The organism is Parapedobacter luteus (assembly GCF_900168055.1).
Classification (GTDB): domain Bacteria; phylum Bacteroidota; class Bacteroidia; order Sphingobacteriales; family Sphingobacteriaceae; genus Parapedobacter; species Parapedobacter luteus.
This window is the reverse complement of record NZ_FUYS01000013.1, coordinates 1-10,993: the sequence shown is the minus strand read 5'-3', so window position 1 is coordinate 10,993 and position 10,993 is coordinate 1. Positions and strand designations below refer to the sequence as shown.

Annotated in this window: 13 protein-coding genes; 2 read left to right on the top strand and 11 right to left on the bottom strand. The window is 47.4% G+C overall.

The window, feature by feature from the left end; genetic code table 11:
• Positions 1–92: 92 nt before the first annotated feature.
• Positions 93–419, bottom strand: coding sequence for a hypothetical protein (locus B5X72_RS18275; protein ID WP_079718376.1), 327 nt, complete (start codon positions 417–419; stop codon positions 93–95).
• Positions 420–622: 203 nt separating this feature from the next.
• Between B5X72_RS18275 and B5X72_RS18270 the strand changes: the two genes are divergently transcribed.
• Positions 623–1,123, top strand: a complete 501-nt coding sequence (locus B5X72_RS18270) for a GNAT family N-acetyltransferase (protein ID WP_079718375.1) — start codon at positions 623–625, stop codon at positions 1,121–1,123.
• A 9-nt stretch (positions 1,124–1,132) separates the two neighbouring features.
• Positions 1,133–1,603, top strand: a complete 471-nt coding sequence (locus B5X72_RS18265) for a DUF7004 family protein (protein WP_079718374.1) — start codon at positions 1,133–1,135, stop codon at positions 1,601–1,603.
• A 9-nt stretch (positions 1,604–1,612) separates the two neighbouring features.
• On the opposite strand, the gene B5X72_RS18260 is transcribed toward B5X72_RS18265, so the two are convergent.
• The 10 genes from B5X72_RS18260 to B5X72_RS20860 form a co-directional block, all read right to left on the bottom strand.
• Positions 1,613–2,509: a DMT family transporter gene (locus B5X72_RS18260; protein WP_217698164.1), complete on the bottom strand. Its 897-nt coding sequence runs from the start codon at positions 2,507–2,509 to the stop codon at positions 1,613–1,615.
• Between the two features lie 41 nt (positions 2,510–2,550).
• Positions 2,551–2,802, bottom strand: a complete 252-nt coding sequence (locus B5X72_RS18255; RefSeq protein WP_079718372.1) for a hypothetical protein — start codon at positions 2,800–2,802, stop codon at positions 2,551–2,553.
• Between the two features lie 343 nt (positions 2,803–3,145).
• Entirely contained in the window at positions 3,146–4,078 is a 933-nt protein-coding gene (locus tag B5X72_RS18250; protein ID WP_079718371.1) for a DUF4097 family beta strand repeat-containing protein, read from the bottom strand.
• Positions 4,079–4,107: 29 nt separating this feature from the next.
• Entirely contained in the window at positions 4,108–4,926 is an 819-nt protein-coding gene (locus tag B5X72_RS18245) for a hypothetical protein (RefSeq protein WP_079718370.1), read from the bottom strand.
• Positions 4,923–5,480 (bottom strand): RNA polymerase sigma factor, encoded by a 558-nt coding sequence (locus tag B5X72_RS18240; protein WP_176146262.1) that lies wholly within the window; start codon positions 5,478–5,480, stop codon positions 4,923–4,925. Before B5X72_RS18240 ends, B5X72_RS18245 begins: the two co-directional genes overlap by 4 nt.
• Before the next feature lie 170 nt (positions 5,481–5,650).
• Positions 5,651–6,109, bottom strand: coding sequence for a VOC family protein (locus tag B5X72_RS18235; RefSeq protein WP_233632769.1), 459 nt, complete (start codon positions 6,107–6,109; stop codon positions 5,651–5,653).
• A 53-nt stretch (positions 6,110–6,162) separates the two neighbouring features.
• Positions 6,163–7,170, bottom strand: a complete 1,008-nt coding sequence (locus B5X72_RS18230; protein ID WP_079718368.1) for a PorP/SprF family type IX secretion system membrane protein — start codon at positions 7,168–7,170, stop codon at positions 6,163–6,165.
• A 17-nt stretch (positions 7,171–7,187) separates the two neighbouring features.
• Positions 7,188–8,711: a T9SS type B sorting domain-containing protein gene (locus B5X72_RS18225; protein WP_176146261.1), complete on the bottom strand. Its 1,524-nt coding sequence runs from the start codon at positions 8,709–8,711 to the stop codon at positions 7,188–7,190.
• Between the two features lie 59 nt (positions 8,712–8,770).
• Entirely contained in the window at positions 8,771–10,387 is a 1,617-nt protein-coding gene (locus tag B5X72_RS18220) for an L-type lectin family protein (protein WP_079718366.1), read from the bottom strand.
• Positions 10,384–10,993 (bottom strand): hypothetical protein (locus B5X72_RS20860; protein WP_217698163.1); only part of this gene is annotated, 610 nt, incomplete at its 5' end. The genes B5X72_RS20860 and B5X72_RS18220, both read right to left, overlap by 4 nt.

The window sequence follows — 10,993 nt, the reverse complement described above, 5'->3', positions numbered from 1 at the left end:
TGCCCGGCATACTTCACAAACCATGAGCCCGGCGCTCGATACGCTAACGTATTACAAATTTGTGTATACTATTTGGTAGGACGGTATCTGTTTTAGATGTCGTCCACCCTCCCGCTGTGTGGCCTTGTCACCTTGGCGAGATTAAAACGACGCGAACGCTCACTACCTATGCCATTGATCAAACCCTTTTCATAAAGCGCCGTGAGTATACGTTTGCTTTGCTCCAGGCAAAAATCAGTGGATAGACTTCCATCCAAAGACGCCCAGTGTTTGGCCACTTCCTCTGCGGTACCTTCACCCAGATCGGCCAGCGAAAACACGACCTGCCGATCGATACGGTCATCCCGATCGTAATTGGCCGGAACTTGTAACGGCTGAGCGAAGAAATATTCCTCCGAGTTTGTTTCCTGTTTTTTCATTTCGATGAACAAATGCTTTTTTTTAAGAACGGTAAATAGTGAAAAAGGTTTGGTTTCTCTTTATGTTGGAATCGGTTCCCTGCCCCGTTTGCTTCGGTACTATCGGTACGGCCGTATATAAGCCTGTCTTTGGCGATGCCTCTAAAATTTTACATCCTTACACGAAGTTTCTTTAGATTTGTGTTTTAAATCAAGCGTCCGGTATGAAATCAACACCGATCCTAAGGCTGTTCGACGAAGCAGACTTTTCTTGGTTGAAAAGATGGGTGACCTCGGCCGAATTGCTGGTACAATTTGCAGGTACCGAATTTGAATATCCGCTTACACTTAATCAGCTTACCGCGTATCAGTCCATGTATCCCACCAGGCGGTTCTATGTCGCGATGTTGGAGGATACCCCATTTGCCTTCGGCGAAATCATACCTCAGGAAAGCGGACACCCAAGGCTTGGTCGTATACTTGTAGGCGAAATTTCAATGCGTGGTTTGGGGTTAGGAAGCAAATTTGTGGCGGCGTTACTGGAAGAATGCCGGCGGCTGTACTATTGCCATAGTGTAGATTTGAATGTGTGGGATGAAAACACGGCCGCAATACGGTGTTATGAAAAAGTAGGTTTCGTATTCAGCCCGGACGAGCGGTTTGTTCTGCATGCTTTAGGGAGAACTTATAACATTCGTAAGATGACTTGGCACCATTGTGATTAAACGAAGAACATGCAGCTGAAAAACAAGTATACGTTGGAGTTTGGCAAGGGTAGAATTGATGAATGGTGTGTGTTTTTGACACGGGCTGACGGCAATAGGTATGCGCCATTAGATAGAGAGTACTTTTCGATATTGCTCGCTTGGGCACGTAAATACGGCGCAGATCGAGTATATAACGACTTCGTTTCCATATATAACCGTACGTCGAATCAACTTGATCCCGTTTGTTTGATGTTGATTAAAAAATTAGCAGCACGTTACGGCGAAGATAGCGAAGAAGTTGAGCTGTGGTTTACTGTTTTATACTATGGCATGATCGCAGAAGAAAATAAACGCAATACTAAGCTTGGCAAACGTATCAAACGGCTAGGCATTTATCAATTGTTCTATGAAGGGTTGGACCCGGCCATAGCCGCTGATTTTTCGAAAGGCAAAACATGGAAGCAACTTGACAAGCTAATGCTCGCATACGGTTTTTAAATGCAAAACCTATCTCTCCTTGGGTTTTCGCTGGATAAGATATACCCCTAAAAGGATCATTGCTCCGCCTGCCGCGTGGCCCCAGACCAGTTCTTCACCATCCAACACGCCCCACATTACCGCCACAATAGGCATAAGGTAAGTGACCATGGAAGCAAATATTGCAGACGTTATTTGCAAAAGTTTATAGAACAACATCATCGCTAGTGCCGTACCGACCAATCCAAGAACAGCTACATAACCCAATCCCTGCCATTGCACCGATGTGCCCTCGAAATGCCCGAAAAACCCTGAAAAGCCCAAAATAACCAATGACGGACCAAACCAGATAGTGAAGACGACAGCAGATAGCTTGAAGGAATGAATGCCGGATAAATACCGACTAATTATGAGGCCATTCAGGCCATAGCAGGCGGTAGCTAACACGATGAGAAACGCGTGGAACATGTCGTTTCTGCCCTCATTGCCTTCTGCTCCCATGAGCATGGCCGCGCCCACAAATCCAATCACAGCACCGATGACTTGCGTCAATCGGCTTTTTATTCCAAAAAATAGATAACCAAATAGCAAGATGAAGATAGGAACCAATGAGTCCAAGATACCAGCCGTCGAGCTGCTGACTTTTTCCTGCGCGAGCGGAAACAGAAACATAGGAATAAAATTGCCCATTCCGCCGCCGGCAATCACCCATGGCATCAACTTTTTAGGAATATGTTTAAAGTTTAAGATACCAAATACAACCAAAACCACTCCCGCTGCACACAGGCGTAACGCACCAACCTGGATGGGAGTATACACACCAAGGCTTTGTTTAATTAAAATGAAGGAACTACCCCACGTTAACGTAAGGATTCCCAATAGTAGCCATTTCAAATATGCCGGATACAAGGTTAAAAATTTTGGCAAATCTCATGTTTTCCGGCTATAATTGGAAATATTTATTGGTACTACTCGTCGTTGTCCGTATCCGGGAGATCGTCAGGTTCTAAATTGCCGGAAGCCGTGCCTGCGAGGTCACTTGCCCCGGTGTCGGTTTTTTTTACATCGTCCGTCTCACGAATGCTTGGATCATCCTTTTCCTTGTCCGGATTTTCTTCGTCCGCAGGGAAGCCACTGTAATTTGCCCGCTCATTCTCTGCGATTCCACGTTCCTGCTTATCTTGGTCTACGGGTGTTTTCTTTTGTTCGTTATTGTCCATGTCACCTCCTAATTGTTTAAGAAAAGAACAACGCGAGGCTCGAAAAGTTTATACGTTTTTGTTCGCACACGAACAACCGATTGTTCGTTATCGAACAGTGCTGTCATGTGTTGATGTTTTTATTTTATTGAAAATCAGTTTGTTTTGGTTTTGGTGTGGAAATGTGATGCACTGGCACAGACACGGCGGTAGGCCAAATCTGTAGAGCACTATCTTGCCCAATCCATTAAACGTGCGGATGACCTGGCTGTAGATAGTATTAAGATTACCGTTGCCGCCCGCTGATAAAAAGCCTTTGGGTAAAAAGAAGGCGTCCTTTCAATCAAAGACGCCTTCGTTCGTTTCACTTTGTCCGCAAGTAAATGTTTTTATACGTAGATTTGAGAATAATATCGATGCCACCACCATTGATCGTGCCTTCAACATTTTGCTGCTGCCCACTGCGGTAAACAAATCCTGTCGCAGAAATAGCTTCCGGCGCAGCCGGGGGCATGGGGGGTTGCGGTACGTTGACTACCCGTGCGGGTGACAACGTTATAGCTCCCGAGCCCGAAGTTACAGCGGCGATGGAACGTGAGCCATCTTGCTTATCCTCATCGTTATTGTTTTTTGGCGTAATGGCAATATTAAAGTCGTCCGCAGCATAAAGCTTGCCATATGCAGTGCCTAACGTGACGTTGGCCTTAGTCGTTGCCGGCAACGCAACATCGACGTGGCCGTATACGGAAATAATCGATACCGGACCTTTAATGTCGTTAACGAAGGAGGCGTCAATGTTCCCGTGCACGGTCTTAATATTCATCGGGCCACTGTTGTTTTCCAACAGAATATTATTATACGTTGCCGATAATTCGATTTCGCCCTTGATATTTTTGATGACAACCGAATCAGCAAAAAAGGTGTTACCGTAGCTGAACACGATGGCGACTTCCTTCGGGACCCGAACAGTCAAAGACTCCTTTTCAATGCCATGGTTGCCGACGATATTGACATGGATATCCGAACCCTCTTGGGATACATTGATGCCCAGGCCGGTATTGTCTCGATAGCCTGACGGACTAATGACTTGCAGGCCTTTTGCGCGATTGTCTTCTTCCTCATCGGATGTCTCCATGCCGGAAAAGACAATTTCATTTCCATCGTAGCCTTCTACAAAAGCACTATTCAGGTTTAGATAAAGTTTGCCCGCCGGTTTTCCGATTTTGTATGTTTTCTGCGCCCATGCCGAACAGCACAGGGAAAGAAAGATTGCCAAGATGATTGTTTGCTTTTTCATGTTATTCTCCTTATTCGTTACTCATTTTGTTATAGTTTGTTCTGATTCAATAATACAGCATAGACTTCGTCTTTTACGGCGGCAAAGGTGTACGGACTGCGTGCCAAGGCAAAGAGTGCCTCTTCAATGCCTACATGGTCTATCTGAGCAGCCACCTTGACGATGCCGAGTTGTACCAGTGGATCGTCTTGTGTAGCCAGCGACGAGGCGAAGACAGCTGCCACATCGGCGTCTTGTAGATAGCGGCTAAGTACATCTAGCGCAGCTAGCCGGACATTCGTGTTGGCGTCCTTGTTCATGGTTGTCGAAAGCATTGTTCTGATTTTGTCGTCCATCTTTCCCGACTGTTCGATTTCTAAAATTGCTGCCAGCCGTATACTTGCCGAACTGCTATCAGCTAGCCGTACCGCCAATGAAACCGGTGCCGGTTTAGTGCGTTTCATGTCTGCTACATGGAGGTTTTCTCTTTTTTTAGGGAGGGCACTGCCTTCATTGGCCGCAGGGTGGCTTTTTGTCCTCGTTGCCAATGAATCCGCCGCGGTCGGAAGCACTACGATGGGCTCAGCAGTCGCGGCTGGTATAGGCTGTTTCGCGGCCGCTAATGAATTGTCCGGAGGAGTCTCCCCTTGCCCTTGCCGTTCAGTCAACAGATAAATACATATCATCCCAACGAGTAGAGAAGCTGCCGCCAGCCAATTCGTCCGCTGGTACCGCTTGAAGAAACTTTTCTTTACAACCGGCGTAGGCCGGAGTTGGGCTTTCAAGCGCTCCAATACATCGGCTGACGGCTCGAGGTTATCGAAGGCTTCACGATGTTCTTGAATAAATTTTTTTATCGGGTCATTCATGATAATGTCTTGTCTTTCAACGATTGAATTATTCTTTTCTTCGCGCGATGATATTGCGAGCGCACCGTGGTGTGGGAAATACCAAGCATTTTGCCGATTTCCTCCTGCGGAATATCTTCAAAAAGGTACAGGCTCAATATTGTTTTATATCCTTGAGGCAATTGCTCAATGGCATTCTTCACATCATCCACTTTACAGTCAAACAACGTATTTGCCTCTTCATCATAGCCTTCTTCGTCAGCAATGTCCATCTCTTCTGCATCAGTAAAAAAGACTTTCTGTTTCCGTAGATAGGTAATCGAACGATTGAGTGCAATACGATTCACCCAGGCGCCAAAGCTTGCAGCATTATGCAAACGATGGATATCCGCAAAGGCATGGTAAAAAGATTCCTGTAAGATATCTTCCGCTTCGCCGGTATGCGATATGATGCGGCAAATAGAATTGTATACCGACCTGGCATATTTATTATACAATTCCGTAAAGCCAACCTCATGCCCCTCCCGGCATAAAGCAATCAATTCGATTTCATCTTTCTTTTCTACTGGTTGCAAGTGACCTAACTTATGTGATTCAATGGTTAGTCGTCAATTGCTCCATAATGTTGCATGGAAAAATGGTTATTATAAAAAAAACATGCGATCAGCCGCTACATGCTGCTTGCTATCATGAATGCGGGCGGTAGGGTAATTGGAAGATTTGCTTAAAAATAAAGGGCGATTAGTTAGTAGTCGTCATTGACTTCTATCCAATGTCCGTCCGGATCTTGGATGTAGAGCTGTTTGATGCCATCGACCCGGACTGTCACCTGCTGTTTCTCACCTTGCCAGTTAATGTATGGTATGTTGTAATCATTCAGGCGGTTAATAAATGCCGTGATAGACGGTACACTGAAGCATAAATGCGTAGCGATGTCATGTGTGGTAATTTCCTTGGCGCCTTCAATCAAATGTAATTGACTATGAGGGCCGATTTTCAACCAGGTATGTTTGCCATCACGGAAGGGTTCGGGTATAGTGTCCAGTTGAAGCACGTCGCGGTAAAATATCGTGCTTTTTTCAAGGTTGTAAACGGACAGCGCCATGTGGTTAAGTACAGGATGCCGATCCTGTGCCAGTACAAGACACGATGAGCCAACGAAGCTTATGCAGATGAGTGAACCGACCAACAGGATGTGTTTCATAGCACAAACTTACATAAATCGATGGGATATACAAATCATGCCAGCCATCGCTGTCAGAAGTAACACCTAACCCGGTCTAGTGGCCTACCGAGCGTAAGCCCGAGTGTGATTTCATGCGAACCATTCTGCAAACCACTGAGTCGACTCAGCATGTAATCATAGGAATACCCGATGCGGAGTCGTTCGGTAGCAAAAACCTGCGTCACAACCGACACCGAGTTAAGTCCATTCAAGCGGTCTCCCGTGAACCGTTTATAATCGCGCCGAAATGCTGAGACGCCAGTACGTATCCCTCCTCCCAGCCAAAGGCGGTCGTTGAAGATGAACATGGCATTGAGATCTAAGCTCGGTGGGCCAGATAGGTCATCTTTGTATAGCAAACTGGGTCGCAATACGGTATTTTCATCCAAATCGAACAATAGCCCGCCAATTATGTAAAGATGAGTCCTGCGTCTGATGTGATCTATCGTCGTTTGATCCCAACGGAAAAGGTTGTCAGCTCCCGTTGCAGCAAGCAGGTCCATGACAGAAATGCCTGCATACCATTTGGCGTTGTGGTAGTAAATGCCAAAGCGGATATCGGGCACGAAACTACTCACCTTACCGGGCGGGAGTACGGCATCGCCATCCTCCAAAACGACTATTTTGGTGCCATCCAGGCTATATTGCGTTACTCCGGCTCCAAGTCCGAAACTCAGGCGTTCGGTATCCTCGCGGTTTAGCTGGATGCGGAATGCATAGTTGAGGTATGCTGACGTAGCGAGTTGCGGACCGAGTTCGTCAGCAATAATTTGTACGCCGGCACCGTGGCGGCGTCTTCCATACAGGTCGAGCAGACCGTCGAATGACAGCAGGCCTGTCTGGGGAGCACCATCTAAATCCACCCATTGGCTCCGAAGACCCAATTGAGCAAAGAGTTCCTCCTTATAACCGGCGTAGGCGGGATTTACACTCATTGAATTAAACACATATTGTGTAAATTGGATGTTTTGTTGGCCGTGCACGCCACATGTTATTCCCAAGGGAATCAATAGCAACCAAATTTTCCATCCTGTCCTCATCGTTATTGTTGTCGCGTTTATTGCCGTTTTACCAATACCCATCCTTTATGAATGGTTTCTATGCCATCCTTCCTCAATACCAGCCGATAGTAATATGTACCATCACTCACGCCCGCAGCGCCCCAATCTTGTTGGTAGTTGCGGCTCCGGTAAACTTCGTTGCCCCAACGGTTGAAAATCGTAAGATCCGCCGCGTCGTAGTTTTCCAGCCCCTGGATGGCAAACAGGTCGTTTTTACCATCGCCATTGGGCGTTACCGCATTTGGTATAAGTAGTTCGGCGTATGTAATCGTCATCCGTACAGTGGCGATATCTCGCTGCCCGTTTTCGTCAGTTACTTCATACACGAAATCGTCCGATCCAAGATAATGAAGGTTGGATGTATAGGTGATGCTACCATCGGTATTGACTGCTACCGTACCGTTACGGGGCTGGATCACCACGCGGACACTGGCCACATCCAGCGGACTATCCCCAGGGCGATCGTTTTCTAATACGACCACGGTCAGCCGTCTACCGGAGGGGCCGGTCATCATATCATCGACAGCTTGCGGCCCACGGCTATTCGACACCAATTTGGTGAGCCAACTGTCATCGGCGGATGGATGCGCTGCAGCTATCCAGTCGCGTGCATGTATTCCTTGAGCAAGTCGCTGCGTATTGCCACCTATCCAGTTGCCGCTACCGGCATATTGCATCAGTTGGGCCTGGGCATCCACATAAGCGCTGCCGTTGGTGATACTGTTGTGCTGGAGGGTATAAGCCATATACACCGCCTTGTCGGCATAGATATGCCACATGCGGTCCATTCCTGTTTCAGGCCGTGCAATACGGTTACGGTCTGCCCCATAGTCTTGCACGCTTACGTGCAAGGTGATGGAAGCATTGGCCGGAGATAAGGTCGCCGGTGTATAATCCCCTGCCGCTATGCCGACGGGAAACGTGAACGGATTGGCGGCGGCATAAGTCTTGACAACATGCCCGGCCACACTATTGCCGGTGACGATCATGCGCTCCCGCGAGTAGCCCGCTAAGAGACCCTGAGTACCGATGAGGAGGTCGTGGCCGTTGAGCAACACATTGCCACCGTCTACAGCAAAGTTGAATTGGCTGTTAATATGCAAAGCGGCGGCTAACGGGCCATCAGGGTTGTCGGTGTTGTAGCCCGGATCCGCCAGGTCCTCCAAGATAAGATCATTCGGGTTGCGTAGCTCTATGGGTACAATAATGGGCCTACCATTGTTCCCGTCAATTCGTGTAGGGCCGGCCGGCATGTCTTCATAAAAAGGATTGGTGCCAGGATCATGAATGATGATTTTGCCCGTACCGCTAAAGGTCGCTGTAGGAGCAATCCAGATGTTGCTGCTCCAGATTTCAAGTGTACCGTTGATGATCCAATGGGAGTTGGGGCCAAAGTAGCTGGTTTCGGCATAGCGCAGTTCCACGGTCTCGGGGTCGATGACCACGGTAGAATTGTCGGCCGTGGTGCTGCCGACGCCGGTTTGGGCGAGAACAATACCGTGGCTCCATATAACTATCAAGTAGCATATTCCAAAAAAAAATCTTATGCTTATCCGTTTGGCAATCATTCAGCCACTTATTATCGTTCGTTGAGTTGTATTGTTTTCGATGGCAACATCGGATTCGTAATCACGGCGCAACGCTTGACATGTACCGTAATGGTCGCTTTCGAAGACCGATAAGCCTCGTCGCCGTAAGGCTCGCCGCGTCCTGGCTTGCTAAAGCCCTTTATCGAATAATTTACCGAGGCCTCTCCTTCATAAATACCGATCGGTGTAAACTGTACTTGCCTGGTCACAGCGTTGAATATCCATCGACCGAAGCTGTTTTCATATTCATGTGGGTTTTCCGCGAGATTGCCTTCTTCGTCATAAAACCGAAATGTTGCAGGATCAATGTATTCACTGCCATGGATTGGGTCCGATACGTGTTTAGAATACGCAATGTCATTGTCAAGGGCATCAATGAGGACACGACCGCCTAAGCAGACCTCGGCTTGGTCGTCTTCTACTTCCGCTACATAAGGCAGCTCAACAGTAAGTTCCCGGATAAGGTGGATATTAGTGGATCCGCCGGTTGAAGCAGCGAAACCGATGCGGAAGAATTGGGGAATGGAGGCGTTTAGCGTATAGGACCTCGCGTTAGTTTCATTTTGCTGGTTGCCATTTGAATTCTCTACATACTCAAATGACTCTCGGTAATGATAGTTGTCGATGACCGTGGTAATGGTATTTCCATGTTGAATACGGACGGTGATGCTTAAGCCCCCGATGCCCGGAGGCATGGGCAATAGGTCGATAAAAGCCTTGCGGTAATTAGGACTACTGGGGTCGGTTGAGAAAGTCTCATCCTCACCGATCCCGAGGGTGAAATTTTCCGGTAATGCGCCCGTGTAAATATATGGTTCGTTTATGTCTTCTGCGTTTAATGATGTTTTTAATACCGCACCACTTCGATTATTCGTGCCGAGGGTTGATTGTGTAATTAAGACGGGGTAACCGGTAAATCCTTGCCCCCGACCCTCTAAAGGTACTCCTTCTGCACCACGAAGTGTTACATGACTTTTACCTTGTTCTGCCCATCCGTCAGGGAGGGGGGTAGGAACACCATTTATCCGTTCTGTTTCCGAAAAATACTCTTGTTTGTGGTTTCCAAAGACGTCTAACCCGATGCCGAGATAAGCGCCGGTTAGTCCGGGTCGGCGTTGATTATTATTCCTTGCCCAATTATAAGCATAGCCCAATTGCCGACCTTTGGATCCTGCAGAAGGGGATACCACATCCGCGTCAAATAGAAAGACTGATATACCGTCTGCGCCACTGCCATTATACATGGCAAATTCGAACGCGATTTTTATCCCATTATCAGAGCTGAATTTTAGGCTGTTAACAAATACAGCCCCGAATAAATCCGGGTTTGCTCTGGTCAAACGCAATCCATCCGTGGTAAATGTTGCATCGTTTGTACCGGAACCCGTGGCTAAGCTCACTTCCGGGTAATCTTCTGGGTCTCCTGAAGTAAATGGTTGATAGTAAGGGAAGTCCCCATAAATGGACGTTTGAGCGGTGGCTGAATGACTTAGTGCGGATAGGTAAAGTAAGGGAAGAAAAGCTATGATATACCAATATGGATATCCCCGTCCCATCCTGTTGAGCGACAGGGGTAGCGAGACGTTGTATTTGGCGGAGTAAATCATGGTTTTACTTCAAAAACGATATTCATGAAACTGTGTACGGTAAGATCGGCGTCTGCTTTTACTGTAAAGGTCATTACGCCAAGGTTATTTATCGATACGTCTTCGAATACGTTTGTATCGTAATATGTGATATAATAATTGAGTTGGTCGGCATTCAATACTGGCAACGCCGTGGCTCCGGGGTTTTGCGCCATAGGAGTTCCGAATTGCTCTTCATATATCTCATACAGCTCTATCGTACTTGGTATGCCGCGTACGTCGGTAGGAATTGCGATGGATGGCATATAGAAAAAGCGAGGCATGGCGGCTTTAACTTGTTTGAGTATACCATATTCATCCACCACTACTATCTTATTCGTCACAGTACCGTTATTTACGATCGAGCCATTTTGCAGGCCTGCAATGGCAAGGGTGTTAGTGGCATCCGTAACGATGGTCGTTTTCTTGGTGAGTTCTCCGCCGAGTTTTATTGCGCCGGAGGTGTTTTCGTCATCCGTTTCGATATGTAATCCATTGGAAGCTTTGTTGATGTCGTCCATTGGGGCCTCTACGGAGTTGCCGTCGCTGTCGGTCAGCACCAGTTTGCCATCCGCGACGGCCAGAGAC

Excerpts from the sequence above, each read along its gene's own strand:
- B5X72_RS18275 (WP_079718376.1), bottom strand. The coding sequence starts at position 419 with ATGAAAAAACAGGAAACAAACTCGGAGGAATATTTCTTCGCTCAGCCG.
- B5X72_RS18270 (WP_079718375.1), top strand. The coding sequence starts at position 623 with ATGAAATCAACACCGATCCTAAGGCTGTTCGACGAAGCAGACTTTTCT.
- B5X72_RS18265 (WP_079718374.1), top strand. The coding sequence starts at position 1,133 with ATGCAGCTGAAAAACAAGTATACGTTGGAGTTTGGCAAGGGTAGAATT.
- B5X72_RS18255 (WP_079718372.1), bottom strand. The coding sequence starts at position 2,802 with ATGGACAATAACGAACAAAAGAAAACACCCGTAGACCAAGATAAGCAG.
- B5X72_RS18250 (WP_079718371.1), bottom strand. The coding sequence starts at position 4,078 with ATGAAAAAGCAAACAATCATCTTGGCAATCTTTCTTTCCCTGTGCTGT.
- B5X72_RS18245 (WP_079718370.1), bottom strand. The coding sequence starts at position 4,926 with ATGAATGACCCGATAAAAAAATTTATTCAAGAACATCGTGAAGCCTTC.
- B5X72_RS18235 (WP_233632769.1), bottom strand. The coding sequence starts at position 6,109 with ATGAAACACATCCTGTTGGTCGGTTCACTCATCTGCATAAGCTTCGTT.
- B5X72_RS18230 (WP_079718368.1), bottom strand. The coding sequence starts at position 7,170 with ATGAGGACAGGATGGAAAATTTGGTTGCTATTGATTCCCTTGGGAATA.
- B5X72_RS18220 (WP_079718366.1), bottom strand. The coding sequence starts at position 10,387 with ATGATTTACTCCGCCAAATACAACGTCTCGCTACCCCTGTCGCTCAAC.